The sequence below is a fragment of the Pseudomonas sp. GW821-FHT02H06 genome, assembly GCF_059421525.1.
In genome coordinates, this window is sequence record NZ_JBWKVD010000025.1 from 1 (window position 1) to 17,300 (window position 17,300).

General features: G+C 60.3%; 11 protein-coding genes. 10 read left to right on the forward strand and 1 reads right to left on the reverse strand.

Annotated features, from left to right (window positions below; all coding sequences use genetic code 11):
* The first annotated feature begins 936 nt into the window (after positions 1 to 936).
* The 3 genes from AC07VF_RS25255 to AC07VF_RS25265 all read left to right on the forward strand — a co-directional run bounded on the left by AC07VF_RS25255 (position 937) and on the right by AC07VF_RS25265 (position 5,481).
* Positions 937 to 2,226, forward strand: a complete 1,290-nt coding sequence (locus AC07VF_RS25255; protein WP_192170950.1) for a M18 family aminopeptidase — start codon at positions 937 to 939, stop codon at positions 2,224 to 2,226.
* A gap of 426 nt (positions 2,227 to 2,652) precedes the next feature.
* Positions 2,653 to 3,051: a hypothetical protein gene (locus AC07VF_RS25260; RefSeq protein WP_495007792.1), complete on the forward strand. Its 399-nt coding sequence runs from the start codon at positions 2,653 to 2,655 to the stop codon at positions 3,049 to 3,051.
* Between the two features lie 240 nt (positions 3,052 to 3,291).
* A complete protein-coding gene (locus tag AC07VF_RS25265; RefSeq protein WP_495007793.1) occupies positions 3,292 to 5,481 on the forward strand; it encodes a mechanosensitive ion channel domain-containing protein in 2,190 nt (729 codons plus the stop codon).
* Positions 5,482 to 5,487: 6 nt separating this feature from the next.
* Here the strand turns inward: AC07VF_RS25265 and AC07VF_RS25270 are convergent, their stop codons facing one another.
* A complete protein-coding gene (locus AC07VF_RS25270) occupies positions 5,488 to 6,207 on the reverse strand; it encodes a UTRA domain-containing protein (RefSeq protein WP_495007794.1) in 720 nt (239 codons plus the stop codon).
* A gap of 360 nt (positions 6,208 to 6,567) precedes the next feature.
* On the opposite strand from AC07VF_RS25270, the gene AC07VF_RS25275 reads away from it, so the two are divergent.
* The 7 genes from AC07VF_RS25275 (at position 6,568) to AC07VF_RS25305 (ending at position 17,285) form a co-directional block, all read left to right on the forward strand.
* Positions 6,568 to 7,635 (forward strand): ABC transporter substrate-binding protein, encoded by a 1,068-nt coding sequence (locus AC07VF_RS25275; protein WP_346625462.1) that lies wholly within the window; start codon positions 6,568 to 6,570, stop codon positions 7,633 to 7,635.
* A 147-nt stretch (positions 7,636 to 7,782) separates the two neighbouring features.
* Complete coding sequence (locus AC07VF_RS25280) at positions 7,783 to 8,589, forward strand: alkaline phosphatase family protein (protein ID WP_495007795.1); 807 nt, start codon at positions 7,783 to 7,785, stop codon at positions 8,587 to 8,589.
* On the forward strand, positions 8,586 to 9,428 hold the full coding sequence (locus tag AC07VF_RS25285; protein ID WP_192170945.1) for an ABC transporter permease: 843 nt from the start codon (positions 8,586 to 8,588) through the stop codon (positions 9,426 to 9,428). Before AC07VF_RS25280 ends, AC07VF_RS25285 begins: the two co-directional genes overlap by 4 nt.
* Positions 9,415 to 10,212, forward strand: coding sequence for an ABC transporter permease (locus AC07VF_RS25290; RefSeq protein ID WP_495007796.1), 798 nt, complete (start codon positions 9,415 to 9,417; stop codon positions 10,210 to 10,212). Before AC07VF_RS25285 ends, AC07VF_RS25290 begins: the two co-directional genes overlap by 14 nt.
* Before the next feature lies 1 nt (position 10,213).
* Positions 10,214 to 11,200 (forward strand): ABC transporter ATP-binding protein, encoded by a 987-nt coding sequence (locus AC07VF_RS25295; RefSeq protein ID WP_495007797.1) that lies wholly within the window; start codon positions 10,214 to 10,216, stop codon positions 11,198 to 11,200.
* 133 nt (positions 11,201 to 11,333) lie between these two features.
* Positions 11,334 to 11,987: an HAD family hydrolase gene (locus tag AC07VF_RS25300; RefSeq protein WP_346631137.1), complete on the forward strand. Its 654-nt coding sequence runs from the start codon at positions 11,334 to 11,336 to the stop codon at positions 11,985 to 11,987.
* 177 nt (positions 11,988 to 12,164) lie between these two features.
* On the forward strand, positions 12,165 to 17,285 hold the full coding sequence (locus AC07VF_RS25305; RefSeq protein WP_495007798.1) for an immunoglobulin-like domain-containing protein: 5,121 nt from the start codon (positions 12,165 to 12,167) through the stop codon (positions 17,283 to 17,285).
* Positions 17,286 to 17,300: the final 15 nt, after the last annotated feature.

Below are 17,300 nucleotides of genomic sequence, written 5' to 3' on the forward strand. Positions count from 1 at the left end.
TCGGCGAGTTACTTGGAAAAGCACCCCAAGTAACCAAGGGTGCTTGCTCTCGGTTGGGCCCGACTTCGTCGGGTTCCTTCACTCCGGTCTCGCTCCGTGGGCCCGCCGCCATCCGCCATCCGCCATCCATGGCGGGGGGCGGCTCTCGCGGCATCCATGCCGCTCGGCCCACTCCGCGAAACCTCCGTTCAGCCTGCACCAAAGTCGCGTTTTGCGGTGTCTGGACTTTTTGTGTAGGAAGATCAAAAGCACAGCAACAGCAACAGCAACAGCAACAGCATTCGCGAGCAAGCTCGCTCCCACAGGGAAGGGGGCCGGTCTGCAAAACTGCCAGCGCACATACTGGCCTCTTCCCGGCTGAAGCCGGTCCCACAAAAAGCACACTGCGTACCCCCGTAGGACCGGCTTCAGCCGGGAAGCTTTTGATCTTTACGATCGTGCCCACGCTCTGCGTGGGTATGCATCCGAGGACGCTCCGCGTCTATTCCCGACTAAAGCCAGTCCCACAAAAAGCACACTGCGTACCCCGTAGGACCGGCTTCAGCCGGGAAGCTTTTGATCTTGATCTTCAAACACAAGAATCCCAGACGACATCAATCGCGACTTGGGTGCAGGCTGAACGCAGGTCTCGCGCAGTGGGCCGAGCCGCATGGATGCGGCGAGAGCGCCGTCAGGACATGGATGTCCGTTCGGCGCGGGCCTACGGAGCGGGACCGGAGTGAAGGAACCCGACGAAGTCGGGCCCAACCAGAAGCAAGCACCCTTGGTTACTTGGGGATGGTGCGACTTTCGACTTTTCCAAGTAACTCGCCGAAGGCGAAACAGTCTGTCCCCAGACAGACGCTCTTGATCTTAAGGATCTTGATATTGATCTTGATCTCGATCAAAACACCTTTTGGCCTGTAAACTCCCGCCCATTGCTGCCTGGAGTAACCTATGCGCGAAGAGTTGAATCAGGGCCTTATCGATTTCCTGAAGGCCTCCCCCACCCCCTTTCATGCCACCGCCAGCCTGGTCCAACGCCTCGAAGGCGCCGGCTATCAGCGGCTCGACGAACGCGAGCCCTGGTACACCGAAGCCGGAGGCCGCTACTACGTTACCCGCAACGACTCCTCCATCGTCGCCTTCAAACTCGGTCGCCTGTCGCCCCTCACCAGCGGCATCCGCCTCGTGGGCGCCCACACCGACAGCCCGTGCCTGCGCGTCAAACCGCAACCCGAACTGCAACGCCAGGGCTTCTGGCAACTGGGCGTCGAAGTCTACGGCGGCGCCCTGCTTGCGCCGTGGTTCGACCGCGACCTCTCCCTCGCCGGCCGCGTCACCTTCCGCCGCGACGGCAAAGTCGAAAGCCAGCTGATCGACTTCAAACTGCCGATCGCCATCATCCCCAACCTCGCGATCCACCTCAATCGCACCGCCAACGAAGGCTGGGCAATCAACCCGCAGACCGAACTGCCGCCGATCCTGGCCCAGGTCGCCGGTGATGAACGCCCCGACTTCCGCGCCCTGCTCACCGATCAACTGGCCCGCGAACACGGCCTGAACGCCGACGTCGTCCTCGATTACGAACTCAGCTTCTACGACACCCAAAGCGCTGCCGTCATCGGCCTGAACGGTGACTTCATCGCCGGCGCGCGGCTCGACAACCTGCTGTCCTGCTTCGCCGGGCTGCAAGCGTTGCTTAATGCCGATGGTGACGAGACCTGCCTGCTGATCTGCACCGACCACGAAGAGGTCGGCTCGACGTCTGCGTGCGGCGCCGACGGCCCGATGCTGGAACAAGTGCTGCAACGTCTGCTGCCGGAAGGTGACGACTACGTCCGCACCATTCAGAAATCCCTGCTGATCTCAGCTGACAATTCCCACGGCATACACCCCAACTACGCTGAAAAGCACGACGCCAACCACGGCCCGAAACTCAATGCCGGCCCGGTGATCAAGGTCAACAGCAACCAGCGCTACGCCACCAACAGCGAAACCGCCGGGTTCTTCCGCCACTTGTGCATGGCCGAAGAAGTGCCGGTGCAGAGCTTCGTCGTGCGCAGCGACATGGCCTGCGGCTCGACCATCGGCCCGATCACGGCGGGTCATCTGGGCGTGCGCACCGTCGACATCGGCCTGCCGACCTTCGCCATGCACTCGATCCGTGAATTGGCAGGCAGCCAGGACCTGGCGCATCTGGTGAAAGTGCTGTCGGCGTTCTATGCAAGTGCCGAGTTGCCCTGAACGACGCTTGGTAAGAGCGCGCTAGTCCGCGGTTGGCATGGGCGCCAGTCATTTCCCCAATCCGACCTAACTTGACAGCACTGCTTCTCAAAAGAGCATGCTGTCATGGACGACTACCTTATCCTTCTCATCCTCGTCGTGATGAGATTGCTTTTGCTGTGTGTCGGTTTCAGCTAACGCGATTACAGCAGCGGCATTGCATCTATCACATTTGGCATGCTGATGATGCTGTACGGAAGTTGTCAAGATTCTCCCAAGAGTCGCATGAGCGATACCCTCTCAGCACAGGGTCACACATAACTAATAGCCAACAGCACTAGAGGTAATCGCAAAAACGTCTAGATGTTCGGCTCGCAATTACTTGACCCTCTGTCATCCACCGCCAATACTTTGTTTGCAATCTAAACACACAAAAGGAAATGTGTAATGAGCATAAAAAGCTTGGCCCCGCCCATCGTTAAAAAACTCCAATTCAATGGACAACAGTACACAACTGCAGAAGGATTCAGTTTTGGCGTTTTTGTAGACGGCGATACAATTAAGGCTGGCGATGAAATCACTGTTCATATCGCTGAAGTAACACGGGTCGACGGAGCTACTCCCCCGCCTGGGCCATTCCCTTCATCCAAACCGCTCCCCGTCGCCGCATCTGATATATCCAAGGTGTTGACGATTGAGCTGACCGGTCCGCAGCTATACGGTTTATTTCAGCACCCCGCAGGCAGCCAGGTGACGGTTAAGTACTCAGTAAAAGATAGCAGTGATCAACGTGCCTACTCAGAAGTATTCGAGTTCATTGTTACAGATACAACCAGAGAAGAATAAATACATCAGAGCAATAGTGGTGCTCGACTGAGCTGGCTACTTGGTCAACTGTTGTAGTCGCCAGGCGGCCTCGGGTTTTCTATCAAAACTCTGGCCGCTTGACGATGTTGATAAATAGCTAAGCCAAAATCCACTCGCCACACCCCCCATCCCCTCGTAAACTCATCCGCCTCTGCTTGACCGGGCACGGTTCCCCACCACGCCCCCCCAAGCGCCTGTCTATCCGAGGTTTGTTTCCAGGTGATCGCTCCCACCCGCCTTTCCGTTCTGCCCCGCCTGTTCCTGCTGTGCCTGCTGGCGCTGTTTCCGTTTGCGTTGAGCCATGCCGCTGGCCTGCCGAGTCTGCTCAGTGGCGGTGACAAGACGCAGCCCCAGGCCCAGGAGCCGTTGGGGCAGTCCCTGGACGAGGTGATCACGTCGCTGGAAAACGATCAGCAGCGCAGGAAGTTGCTTGATGACCTGAAGAAGTTGCGGGACGCCACCAAGAAGGCGCAGCCGACCGTGGAGCAGGGCGTGCTGGGCCTGATCGGCAGTTCGTTCGCCGAGCTGGAAAAACAGTTCACCGGCGCGGACAGCCCGCTCAGCCGCTGGGGGGACGAAGCGGCGCTGGCGGAGGACGAGCTGATGGCGCTGATGCTGCCGGCCAGCCAGTGGTGGCCGATCATCTGGGGCTTTGCCGTGGTGCTGGCGATCTGGGGTTTGCTGGCGGCGGCGTTGATCTGGCTGGGCCACAAGGTGCGCCTGCGCTTCGGCCTTTCCGCCGAGCTTCCGCAGCACCCCCGCCTGTCGGACATGCTGCGCTTCGCCCTACGCAAGCTGGGCCCGTGGCTGGTGGCGCTGGTGATCACGATCTACCTGAGTTACTCGCTGCCGCCCTCGCTGGGTAGGGATCTGGCAATGGTGCTCGCCTACGCGCTGGTGGTCGGCACGCTGTTCTCGGCGGTCTGTGTCATCGCGTTTTCTCTGCTCGACGGGCCGCACCGCCACCAAGCGCTGTATATCCTGCGCCATCAGGCGTTTCGGCCGTTGTGGTGGATCGGCAGTTTTGCCGCGTTCGGCGAGGCGTTGAGCGACCCGCGTCTGGTCGCCAGCCTTGGGGTGCACCTGGCGCACACCGCCGCGACCCTGGCCAATGTCATGGCTGCGCTGTCCACCGGATTGTTCATCATCCGCTTCCGTCGCCCGATCGCGCATCTGATCCGCAATCAGGCGCTGTCGCGCCGCCTCAAACGCCGCGCCCTGAGCGACAGCATCGAGGTCCTCGGCACGTTCTGGTACTTGCCGGCGCTGGTGCTGGTCGGCGTTTCCCTGTTCGCCACCTTCTTTTCGGCGGGCGACACCAGCACCGCCTTGCGTCAGGCCCTGATCTGCACCGTGCTGCTGGTGTTGTGCATGGTCATCAACGGCCTGGTGAAACGCCATTCGCTCAAGCCTGGCCATGCCCACAAGCGTCACGCGCTGTATTCGGACCGCTTGAAGAACTTCTTTTACACGGTCGCGCACCTGCTCATCTGGCTGGTGTTCATCGAACTGGGCCTTCGGGTCTGGGGCCTGTCGCTGATCCGCTTCGCCGAGGGCGACGGCCGCGACATCAGTCTCCGGCTGATCGGGCTGGCGGCGACCCTTATGTTTGCCTGGCTAATCTGGATTCTCGCGGACACGGCGATTCACCACGCCCTCACCCGCTCGCGCAAAGGCCTGGCCAATACCCGCGCGCAGACCATGATGCCGTTGATCCGCAACGTGCTGTTCGTGACGATTTTCATCATTGCGCTGATCGTCGCGTTGGCGAACATGGGCATGAACGTGACGCCGCTGTTGGCCGGTGCCGGTGTGATCGGCCTGGCCATCGGTTTCGGCGCGCAGTCGCTGGTGGCGGATCTGATCACCGGGCTGTTCATCATCATCGAAGATTCCCTGGCCATCGACGATTACGTGGATGTCGGCGGTCACCTGGGCACGGTGGAAGGCCTGACCATCCGCACCGTGCGCCTGCGTGACATCGACGGCATCGTCCACACCATCCCGTTCAGCGAGATCAAAAGCATCCAGAACTACTCGCGGGAGTTCGGTTACGCGATCTTCCGCATCGCGATTCCGGCGAACATGAACATCGACGACGCGCTGAAGATGGTCCGGGATGTCGGCCAGAAAATGCGTACCGATCCGCTGCAACGGCGCAACATCTGGTCGCCGCTGGAGATTCAGGGGGTGGAGAGTTTCGACTCGGGCAACGCCATCCTCCGCGCCCGCTTCAAGACCGCGCCGATCAAGCAATGGGAAGTGTCGCGGGCGTTCAACCTGTCGCTCAAGCGCTATCTGGATGAAGCCGGCATGGACCTGGCGACGCCGCGCCTGAACGTGCAGGTCAGCACCAGTGGCGGGCGTGTGAATAAGGTGCGCGAGAAAAAGGACGATGCGTCGGTGTAAGCCGGGCTAGATATCCGCGACCACCGCGCTCACGTGAATCGCGTCGTGGCGCCAATACTCCAGATCGCAATCGATCAGCCGGCCGCGCTGATCGTGGTTGACCCGGGCGATCCGCAGGCCCGGGCTGCCGATGGAAACTTTCAACGCCGCTGCCGCTTCCACGGGCAACGCCGTGGGCACCATCTCGAAACGCACCTGGCCGTAGCGAATGTCGTAGTGGCTGGCGTAGAGCTCGGTCAGCGACTGGTTCAGGTCCTTATCGAGAATATGCGGGAAGTAATCGGGGTTGAGGTAGTGCTCGACGTAAAGCACCAGCCGTTCATCAATCCGGCGGGCGCGGCAGATCTGGATCACGCTGGACAGCGCCGGCAGTTGCAGCAGCCCGCAAATCACCGCCGATGCCGGTTGCAGCCGCGCGGAAATCACTTGGGTGGCAGGCACTCGGCCCTGGGCGTGAACCATCGCGTGAAAGTGGCTGCGGCGCATCAAGTCATAGGCCAGTCGCGGCGGTGAAATGAACCAGCCTCGGCGCTCCTCGCGGTAGATCAAACCTTGGGCTTCGAGCTGCACCAGCGCTTCGCGCAAGGTAATGCGCGTCGTGTCGAAGACCTCGCTCAATTTGCGTTCAGCGGGCAACTTGCTGCCCGGCGGCAACAGGCCGTGTTCAATCTGCTCTTGCAGCGCGTTGCAGATGGTCGTCACCGCTCGGGGCATTTCTTCGCGCATTGCGTTACCTATCTGGACTAGACCAGCGCTATTTGAGGGCAGTGTCGCTCGCCGAATGGCCCGTTTCGGTGCTCCAGAGCCTAGGCAGCCTAGATGACCGTTGCGTGACATTCCAGCCAGGAGCGGCAGCAAGACTAGCGCTCAGGAAATCATCCGGGCCTTTTAGATCAAGCGGTTGAGCATGGTCTACGCTCATTTCACAGCGATCGCCCGGGCTGTTGCTGGTCATAGCAAGAGTCGGTCCAGACACGAAAGCGTCATGTAACTGGCCTAACTTGGCTCAGGTATTGCTGACCTAGACCAACCATCCGCAACGAACACTTCTATGAGTCCGTCGAGAAGTGCACAAAGGAGCTTCGAATGAAACACCTTTTGCTGGCATCACTCCTGGGTTCGGCCATCGCGCTGAGCGCTTCGGCCATGGCCGCCGACACCGACCTGAAAACACTCGAAGCCGCCGCCAAGGCTGAAGGCGCGGTCAACAGCGTGGGCATGCCCGATGACTGGGCGAACTGGAAAGGCACCTGGACCGACCTGACCGCCAAGTACGGTCTGGTGCACATGGACACCGACATGAGCTCGGCTCAGGAAGTGGCCAAGTTCGATGCGGAAAAAGACAACGCCAGCGCCGACATTGGCGACGTGGGTGCCGCATTCGGCCCGATCGCTGTGGCGAAGGGCGTGACCCAACCCTACAAGCCGAGCACCTGGGCGCAAGTGCCGGAGTGGGCCAAGGACAAAGACGGTCACTGGGCGCTGGCCTACACCGGCACCATCGCTTTCATCGTCAACAAAAAGCTGCTGCACGGCTCGGACGTACCGACCAAATGGGCTGACCTGAAGAATGGTAAATACAAAGTCACCATCGGTGATGTCAGCACTGCGGCCCAGGCTGCAAACGGCGTATTGGCCGCTGCGATCTCCATGAAAGGCGATGAAACCAACCTCGCGCCGGGCCTGCAGTTGTTCACCGAACTGGCCAAACAAAAGCGCCTGGGCATCAACAACCCGTCGATTCAGTCGATGGAAAAAGGCGAAGTGGAAGTGGGCGTGGTCTGGGACTTCAACGGCCTGAGCTACAAGGCCAAGATGTCCAATCCTGACGACTACGTTGTGCTGATCCCGTCCGACGGTTCGGTGATCTCGGGCTACACCACGATCATCAACAAATACGCCAAGCACCCGAACGCTGCCAAGCTGGCCCGTGAGTACATCTTCAGCGACGCCGGCCAAATCAACCTGGCCAAAGGCAACGCGCGCCCGATCCGCGCCGAACACCTGACCCTGCCGCCAGACGTGCAAGCCAAGCTACTGCCTAACGAGCAGTACAAGAACGTGACGCCGATCAAAGACGCGGCAGCCTGGGAAAAAACCTCGAAAGCCCTGCCACAACTGTGGAACGAGCAAGTCATCGTCGAGATGCAGTGATCCTTTACTGCTGATGCAGGCCCCTTGTAGGAGTGAGCTTGCTCGCGATTTCGGTGCGTCAGTCAACCTGTCTGTCGCAGGCATACCGCGATCGCGGGCAAGCTCACTCCTACAGCAATGTGTGGGGATCCCCCCTCCGGAGACGCCATGAAACACAACGTCATCCTCATCCTGCTGGACGGCCTGAGTTACAGCGTGGCGCACCATGCGATGGGGCATTTGCTGGCCTACCGAAATGCGGGCCGCGCGGCGTTGTACAAACTCGAATGCGAACTGCCGTCGCTGTCGCGCCCGCTGTATGAATGCATTCTGACCGGCGTTGCGCCCATCGACAGCGGTATCGTGCACAACCAGGTGTCCCGGCTTTCCACCCAGCGCAGCGTGTTCCATTACGCCACCGATGCCGGGCTGACCACCGCCGCTGCCGCGTACCACTGGGTCAGCGAGTTATACAACCGCAGCCCCTTCATTGCCGCACGCGACCGTCACACCGACGACGTCGACCTGCCGATTCAACACGGGCATTTCTACTACGTCGATCACTACCCCGATTCACACCTGTTCGACGATGCCGAGCATCTGCGAGCCGCCCACGCACCGCACTTCTTGTTCGTCCACCCGATGAATATCGACGACGCCGGCCACAAGCACGGCCTGGACACCCCGCAGTACCGCAACAGCGCGCGTACCGCCGACATCATCCTCGCCGAGTACCTGCAGCGCTGGCTGGATGCGGGCTATCAAGTGCTGGTGACCGCCGACCACGGCATGAACAACGACCGCTCCCACAACGGCGTGCTGCCGGAAGAACGCGAGGTCCCGTTGTTCGTGCTCGGTGACGCCTTCAGCCTTAATCCGGATGCGCAACCGAAACAGACCGAGATCTGCGGCACCGTCTGCGAACTGCTCGGCGTGCCCCACGACAAACCTGTGTGCAGAGAGGTGCTCAAGTGAATTCACAAAGCCGCGGCAAATGGCTGGGGCTGTTGTGCCTCGTGCCGTTTGCGGTTTTCTTCATTGCGTTTCAGATCGCGCCGCTGGCCTGGGTGGCGATCAACAGCCTGCAATCGGACGCCGGCTGGGGCATCGACAACTTCATCAAGGCCTTCAATTCGCGCTTCTACCGCCAGGCGATGCAGTACAGCCTGGAGATCAGCTTCTGGTCGAGCCTGATCGGCATCGTCATCGCGATTCTCGGCAGTTATTCGCTGCGTAAGGTGCCGTCGCGGCTGAGGGATTTCGTCAGCGCTTTTGCCAATATGACCAGTAACTTTTCCGGCGTCCCGCTGGCGTTTGCCTTCATCATCCTGCTCGGCTTCAACGGCGCGCTGACGCTGATTCTCAAACAGGCCGGGATCATCGATGACTTCAACCTGTACTCGAAAACCGGCCTGATCATTCTCTACACCTACTTCCAGATCCCCTTGGGCGTGCTGCTGCTCTACCCGGCCTTCGACGCGCTGCGGGAAGACTGGCGCGAATCGGCATCGCTGCTGGGCGCCAGCGGCTGGGATTTCTGGCGGCACATCGGCATTCCGGTGCTGACCCCGGCGCTGCTCGGCACGTTCGTGATCCTACTGGCCAACGCGCTGGGCGCCTACGCCACGGTGTACGCGCTGACCACCGGCAATTTCAACGTCTTGCCGATCCGCATTGCGGCGATGGTCGCGGGCGATATCACGCTGGACCCGAACATGGCCAGCGCCCTGGCGATGATTCTGGTGGGGATGATGACGCTGGTGACCGTCGTGCATCAGTGGCTGTTGAAGAGGAGCTACCATGTCTCGCGCTGAACGCCGCCCGCCGGGGCTCTACCACCGCGTCGTGGTGTACTTGCTGTTTCTGATTCTGCTGGCGCCGCTGCTGGGCACCTTTGTGTATTCCATCGCCACCAGTTGGTCAGCGACGATTCTGCCCGACGGCCTGACCTACCAATGGTACGTCGCGCTGTGGAGCGATCCGCGTTTTCTGCGCGCGTTCGGCCAGTCGCTGCTGGTGTGCGTCGGCGCGCTAGCGTTGTCGGTGGTGCTGATTCTGCCGCTGCTGTTCGTCGTGCATTACCACTTCCCCAAGCTCGACGCGCTGATGAACATCCTCATCCTGTTGCCCTTCGCGGTGCCGCCGGTGGTGTCGTCGGTGGGTCTGTTGCAGCTCTACGGCTCGGGGCCGCTGGCGATGGTCGGTACGCCGTGGATTCTGATCGGCTGCTACTTCACCGTGGCATTGCCGTTCATGTACCGGGCGATCACCAACAACCTGCAAGCGATCAACCTGGTCGATCTGATGGACGCCGCGCAACTGCTTGGCGCCAATACCTTTCAAGCCGCGTTTCTGGTGGTGCTGCCGAACCTGCGCAAGGGCTTGATGATCGCACTGCTGCTGTCGTTCTCGTTCCTGTTCGGCGAGTTCGTGTTCGCCAATCTGCTGGTGGGCACCCGCTACGAAACCCTGCAGGTTTACCTCAACAACATGCGCAACAGCAGCGGCCACTTCAACAGCGCGCTGGTGATTTCCTACTTCTTTTTCGTACTGCTGCTGACGTGGGCGGCCAACCGACTGAACAAGGACAAAGACTGATATGAGCTTCGTCAGTGTCGAAAACCTGCAGAAAAATTACGGCAGTACGGCGGTCTTCAGCGACATCAATTGCGAAATCCAGAAAGGCGAGTTCGTCACCCTGCTCGGCCCGTCCGGCTGCGGCAAATCCACCCTGCTGCGCTGCATCGCCGGGCTGACGTCGGTGACCAGCGGCAGCATCTTCCTCGACGGCAAAGACTTGGTGCCGGTGTCGCCGCAGAAGCGCGGCATTGGCATGGTGTTCCAGAGCTACGCGCTGTTCCCCAACATGAACGTGGAACAGAACGTTGCCTTCGGCCTGCGCATGCAGAAAGTCAGCACCGATGAAATGAAGCAGCGCGTGGCCGAGGTGCTCAAGTTGGTGGAGCTGAACGAGTTCGCCACGCGCTATCCCCATCAGCTGTCGGGGGGGCAGTGTCAGCGCGTCGCGTTGGCGCGTTCCCTGGTGACCCGCCCTCGCCTGCTGCTGCTCGATGAACCGCTGTCGGCCCTCGATGCGCGCATCCGCAAGCACCTGCGCGAGCAGATCCGTGCGATTCAGCAGGAGCTGGGCCTGACGACGATTTTCGTGACCCACGATCAGGAAGAAGCGCTGACCATGTCCGACCGGATTTTCCTGATGAATCAGGGCCGAATCGTGCAGAGCGGCGACGCCGAAACCCTGTACACCGCGCCGGTCGACGCCTTCGCCGCCGGCTTCATCGGCAGCTACAACCTGCTGGAGGCCGACGCCGCCAGCCGCCTGATGCAACGCCCGATCAACAGCCGCGTGGCGATCCGCCCGGAAGCGATTCAATTGAGCCTGACCGGCTCGCTGGAAGGCGAAGTGCGCAGCCACAGCCTGCTGGGCAACGTGATCCGCTATCGCGTCGAGGCCCGGGGCGTTGAACTGGTGGTCGACGTGCTCAATCGCTCGGCCAGCGACTTGCACCCGAACGGCCAGCGCGTCACCCTGCACATCGAAGCGTCGGCGTTGTGTGCCGTTTGAAGCGGCAAGCTTCAAGCGACAAGCTGCAAGAAAAAGCTGGATCACCGCCGCTCCCTCTTGCAGCTTGCCGCTTGACACTTGTAGCTGCGCGCCAGACGCCGACCGAACCCACACTGACCAATGGAGCGCGCGCGTGCCTTTAGCAATTTTCGATCTGGACGAAACCCTGATCCACGGTGACTGTTCCAGCCTGTGGAGCGAACAGATGGGGCGGCTGGGCTGGGTCGATCCCGAGTGGTTCATGAAGAAGGACCATGAGCTGATGGCCGCCTACGGCAGGGGCGAACTCGCCATGGAAGATTACATGGCGTTCAGCCTGGACCCGATGGTCGGGCGCACGCCGGAGGAAGTGGATTTTCTGGTGGGGCCCTGGGTCGAGGACTACATCGAGCCGATCATTTTCAGCGATGCCACCAAAGCCATTGCCGAGCACCGCGCTGCGGGCGATCGCATTCTGATCATCTCGGCGTCGGGCGTGCATCTGGTCAAGCCCATTGCCGAGCGCATCGGCGTTGATGAAGTGCTGGCCATCGACCTGGAAGTCGCCCACGGCGTTTACACCGGCAAGACCAGCGGTGTGCTCACCTACCGCGAAGGCAAGATCACCCGCTTGATGGCATGGCTGGATCAGGAAGGCGAAAACCTGGAGGGCGCGAGTTTCTATTCCGATTCGCGCAACGACCTGCCACTGCTGGAGAAGGTAGATTTTCCTCACACAGTGAACCCGGACCCCGTGCTGCGCGAGAGGGCTGAACAAGCGGGCTGGCCCATTCACAGCTGGAAATAACCCTCCACTCAACGGCCGGACACCTCTGAACGTGTCATCTGCCCAACAATGACAGGCAGTGCTGCACGCCGTTAAAGCCGACCAAAGGCAGCAGAACCTGTCACTTCTGACAGTAGTCAGTTCCCGCAATCCGGCGCCCAATGACTCCTGGAAATTTCCCGACAGGAGTCAACCGCCATGACCTCAGCGCCGCGCAACTCGTCTCGCCCTTCCAGTGGTACCAACGCTCTCGACAAGCTGGAAATCCCCGGTCGCACCAATCAGCCTCTTCCCGAGCCACCCGCTGCACCCAACCAGACGCTATGGGGCATCAACCACGGCGCCGTGCTGGATAACTTTCCGCAAAACGGCTTGCAGCTCTATATTCCGGCGTGGTCGACCATGGGTACCGGCGACAGCGTGTCGGTGTCGCTCCTCTCTGACCCTGAGCATAATCCAGGCCAGCCCGTGGAGGTCACCTCGGAGTCCATCACGGCGGAGGAGGTCAACCAGCGGGTGACTGCCTTTATTCAGGCCAGGCACCTCAATTCCGGCATTTACACCCTGTGGTACAACGTGAAGCGGCTGGGCCAGGAAGTTGAGCGGTCCGACCCCACCGACATAATGGTCAAAATCGAGCGCCCCGGTGGCAAAGATCAGGACGGGGATACCCCCGGGCATTCGGCACTAAGACTGTCAATGCCGCCGGAGATCGTTGAATTTGGCGTAGATGATGAGGATGCCAAGGCGGGCGTGCCAGTCACGATTGCGCCGTACCCTGAAATGGCTGAATGGAACGTCATCAAGCTTTCCTGGGGCGGGAAGTTTGTGTACCACCAGGTCACTGCAGAGGAAGTGAATCAACCGATCGTAATCACCGTTGACGAGGCAGTCATTCTTGAGGCTGGAGACTCAGACAATGAAGGCCTGGCCGTGACCTATGAAGTCTCCGACATCGTCGATAACCGCTCGGAGGACTGGGCCGCCGAGATCCGTATCACCGTCAGGACCGATACCTCCCGGCTGCCCTCGCCGATTGTCCGTGAAGCAACCAGTAACGTGCTGGACCTGGACACATTGGGGAGCAGCCCGGTAACGGTGGTGGTCTGGGCGTCCAATAATCGCAAGATGACGAAGCAACTCTACAAATCATTAACGCCGCAACAGGCCGCGCAGTTGCGCGCGTCGATGGGCAAACAGGCACTCTCGCGTTTCGGGGAGGTCAAGGATGGCTTCCTCCTGGGCGACAAGATCGTGGTGAAGTTGACGGGCACCACTGCCGAGGGCCAGCAGGTCACCCATGAGGCGCCGGAAATCATTATCGACGACTTGCCGGATATGTACGAGATACAGATCCCCAACGCCGTGGTCCGACAGCTGGCTCAAACCCAGGCGGCTTTCTCTTATTATTTGCTGCATCAGGACAGTACCAGGTCGGAGTCCAATGGGGCGTTCATCAGTGTCATTGGCGAGGCCGTGCGCATGGCCGCGCCGGTTGCCCTTGATGCCGCGCAGGGCGCGATCAATCCGAACCTCCCCATCACGACCGTGCAGATCCCGTGGGATGACAGCATGGCGGCCGGCAATCAGCTCGTCCTGAAATGGATCGGCACCCGGCCTGACTTGAGCATTTACGACCCGCTGTTGAGCCCGCATAACATCACCAACGGCGAAGCGACCAACAAGGCTCCGATCAATATCACCGTACCGGGCACGCACCTCAAAGCGATCGAGGGCGGCACCCTCGGGTTGTATTTCATCCTCGTCAAAGATGTGGAAGGCACGCCCGTCAACCGCGAATCTGCCCGCGCCACAACGCTGAACATCGGCCAGCCGCTTGCCGAGTTACTGGCGCCAGCAGTTGCAGGGATCGATGCCTATGGAGTGATGGATCCCCAGTTACCCGGAACAAAGCTGACCGTTACGGCCTACCGGGAAATGGCCATGGGCGATGAAGTGCATTACCTGTGGCATGGCATCGCTTTAGACGTGGAAGACTGGATCACGATCACATCACTCACCCTGAACAAAGACATAGTGTTCGAGATTTCTCAAGCAGCTATTTCAGGCAACAAGGGCGGCACTGTCGAGGCCTCGTACTGGGTGAAGCGTGCGGATCGCCGCAGTGACTCAGAAAAGCTCAGTTTCACAGTGGGAGCCGTACAACAACCTCTTCTGGTCGCGCCTTTGGTGGCGGGCAGTGAGGACTGCATCCTGGAAATTGAAGAGATCCCCGGCGGCGCGCAAATCGTGGTTCCGCATTGGGAGGGCATGGTCTCAGGAGACAGCGTCGCGATCAATTGGCTAGACGATAAGGGCACAACGCCCTACACCTCTAGCAAAAACATCTCCGGCAACGCCGTCGGCAAAGACGTGACGTTTACGGTGACGCTTGAGCAGGTCCGCAAAAGCGTGGACGGCACTGTGACGTTGACCTACACCGTGACCCCGCTGGAGGGGGACGATAAATGTTCAATGCCGCTGACGTTCGCAGTTCAAGAAGCCGCTGCTCTGCCATTGCCTGCACCGACCATCGTAGAGGCGGTCGGCTCGACCCTGGACCCCAACACAGTGCGCAACGGTGCACATGTGACCATCGGCGTTGATGCGCAACTGACAGCGGGGGATGAAGTTACCCTGACCTGGACGGGCAAATCCGGGGCCGGCAGCGTATCGCCAGTGAAGACGGCGACCGCGGCCGGCGAGATGACGTTCGACATTGACTACGCAACGGTTGTCGCCAACGACGGACACAGTGTGACCTTGGATTTCACCGTGAAACGAGTGGGCGGAACAATTGACGGCCCGTCACCCAATGCGGTCTATGACATCAAGACCAGTATCGGCGCAGGCAGACTCAAGATCATGGGAGCGCGGTTCAATCGCGGCAGTTACAGGGCATCGGCGACACCGCGGCGTATCAGCGCATTCGACGCCACGACAGGTGCTGTGATCTCCGCCCAATGGCAATACGAGGGAGACGGAGCGGATTGGGTTCCGGGAACCAGCTTTCGTGACACACGCCCCGATCTGGTTCTGCGTGTCAGTACCAGTGACGATATCGTCGCTTTGAGTCCGGCCAATATCATTGGCAGTGGGAACGACACAACCACTACAGGCGACGCCGCGATGGTTGCTCATCGCGACATCCATGACGTCATTGGTTGGGGCGACGCTGCCTATGGAGGGCAGATCCCGTCGACCATCATCACCATGGACGACATCGTTGAAGTCAGTTGTACCCGCAGCGCATACGCAGCACGCCGGTTGAACGGTTACGTGGTCGTGTGGGGAAATCCAGAGGAAGGCGGTACCCTCCCCGTCGGTGAGGTTTCACCGCCTGTCCAAGGGTTTGCCGAGGCTCCAGTTGCATCCGTGGCGGACTGTGTCGCCATATCCAGCAACAGCATGGCATTCGCAGGCATCAAATCTTCCGGCAATGTAGTTGCGTGGGGCCGCGCCGAGGTGATACCTAGTCCTCCTACCAGATCATCCCGCCTAAGTAGCAGAGTCATGGAATCTGGCGGTGTCGTGCCTCCGGAAATCGCGGGCCTGACCGACATCACCCAGGTCATTGGTGCCGGAAATGCATTTGCCGCTATAAGGGCCACCGGGCAAGTGGTTGCCTGGGGCAGCGCCGATGGCGGAGGCACTGTACCGAGTGAGATTGCCGGGCTGACCGATATTGTCGAGGTGACCGGTAACTTCACAGCCTTCGCCGCCATGCGTGGAAACGGAAGAGTGGTTGCCTGGGGCACGGCTGCCAATGGTGGAACGGTCCCCTCTACTATCGCCGCGCTGACAGATATCACCGAGCTGGGGAGCAGTACTGCTCGGGCGTTTTCTCTGATAAGAGTTACAGGACAGGTGATGACGTGGGGCGATGCTTCCTATGGCGGCACTGTACCTGAGGACATCACGACGCTGACCGACATTGTCGAGGTCAGTGCCACCTGGCAGGCATTCGCTGCCCGTCGAGGCAATGGTCGTGTGGTCGCTTGGGGGCCTGCCACTTATGGCGGCACCGTTCCTCAGGACATCGCCACACTCAGTGACATTGTTGAAGTAGTCGGCAATGCCAAGGCGTTCGCCGCTTTGCGTCGCAACGGTACAGTGGTCGCGTGGGGGGATGCCACGGTAGGAGGCGATACCACTGCGGTCGTCACCGAGCTGACCAACGTGCAGGCGGTTTACGCCAACAGCCAGAGTTTCGTGGCGCTCACCTCCGACGGCAGGGTCGTGACTTGGGGCAACGCATTGGGTGGCGGTGATAGCAGCGCAGTACAAACTCTGCTGAGCGGAAAAGTGTCTTATCTGGCTAGTGCGGCTACCAGAGGCATGGCATTGAAAGCCAGGCGTCTGACGGAGAAGAAAAAGTCCCGCACCCGAGCGATAGCTGACTGGAGCAAACCCGAGATTGAGGAGGCGGATGACGGCTTTCTCGACCCCGGCACCGATCCAGATCGCCCCATCATCGCCCACGTGCCGCCTGGAGCGTTGAAGTACCTCGACCGCGTCAACCTCTACGTCGACACCACGTTGATCGATTACATCAACGTCAATCGACACGGTCCGGGTTCAGGTTTCGATTTCGAGATTCCGGCTTCGGCGTTCGTGCTCTACGCCGAAGGCACAGTTGCTGTCTGGTACGGCGTCGTTCCGGCCAATGAGCAGCAGGAGCAACGTTCGGAAGAATTGGTCCTGAGCATCAGGGGCGGATTTGGAGGCCCTGCATCGTTGGACCTGTCGGCGCACAACTATGTTGTGGCCGAAACAAGGCCACCCGCAACGCTTCCCGATTTCGTTCACATAAGCCGTGTTGCAACGTGGGGCGTCGCGCCTTACACCTACGCCAGCAGCAATGAGGGAGTGGCGACCGCAGACGACAACGGCCTGGTGACAGCGCTGACCAATGGCACTTGCGACATCACGGCCACGGACAGTTCGGGTGAGACCCGCCGATACGCGCTAACGGTAAGCGGCATCACGATGGTTCACTTTCTGACCGCCAACACTGACTGGAAGGGTATGCAAGACGCTTGCGCTGCCGGGGGCCTCGTCCCTATCACGCTGACGCAATTCAAGGCGTTGTGGATGCGTTACGCCGGAGACGTTCCGGTAACCACCTATCTGGGCTGGCTCGATTATCCCTTCTGGACTGCCGACAGCGTCGGCGCCGGCACTTACAGCACGTACAACCTCGGTGGTCAGGACGTCAACGAAAACGCAAGCAGCGCCGATGCCTCACTGCCCAATCAGGCCGTAGGCGTGTCTGTCAGTGCGGCTCGGCCTGCGGCGTCAGGGTCGGGCAGAAAATGACTTGACGTCGCGCAC

Excerpts from the sequence above, each read along its gene's own strand:
- AC07VF_RS25255 (WP_192170950.1), top strand. The coding sequence starts at position 937 with ATGCGCGAAGAGTTGAATCAGGGCCTTATCGATTTCCTGAAGGCCTCC.
- AC07VF_RS25260 (WP_495007792.1), top strand. The coding sequence starts at position 2,653 with ATGAGCATAAAAAGCTTGGCCCCGCCCATCGTTAAAAAACTCCAATTC.
- AC07VF_RS25270 (WP_495007794.1), bottom strand. The coding sequence starts at position 6,207 with ATGCGCGAAGAAATGCCCCGAGCGGTGACGACCATCTGCAACGCGCTG.
- AC07VF_RS25275 (WP_346625462.1), top strand. The coding sequence starts at position 6,568 with ATGAAACACCTTTTGCTGGCATCACTCCTGGGTTCGGCCATCGCGCTG.
- AC07VF_RS25280 (WP_495007795.1), top strand. The coding sequence starts at position 7,783 with ATGAAACACAACGTCATCCTCATCCTGCTGGACGGCCTGAGTTACAGC.
- AC07VF_RS25290 (WP_495007796.1), top strand. The coding sequence starts at position 9,415 with ATGTCTCGCGCTGAACGCCGCCCGCCGGGGCTCTACCACCGCGTCGTG.
- AC07VF_RS25295 (WP_495007797.1), top strand. The coding sequence starts at position 10,214 with ATGAGCTTCGTCAGTGTCGAAAACCTGCAGAAAAATTACGGCAGTACG.
- AC07VF_RS25305 (WP_495007798.1), top strand. The coding sequence starts at position 12,165 with ATGACCTCAGCGCCGCGCAACTCGTCTCGCCCTTCCAGTGGTACCAAC.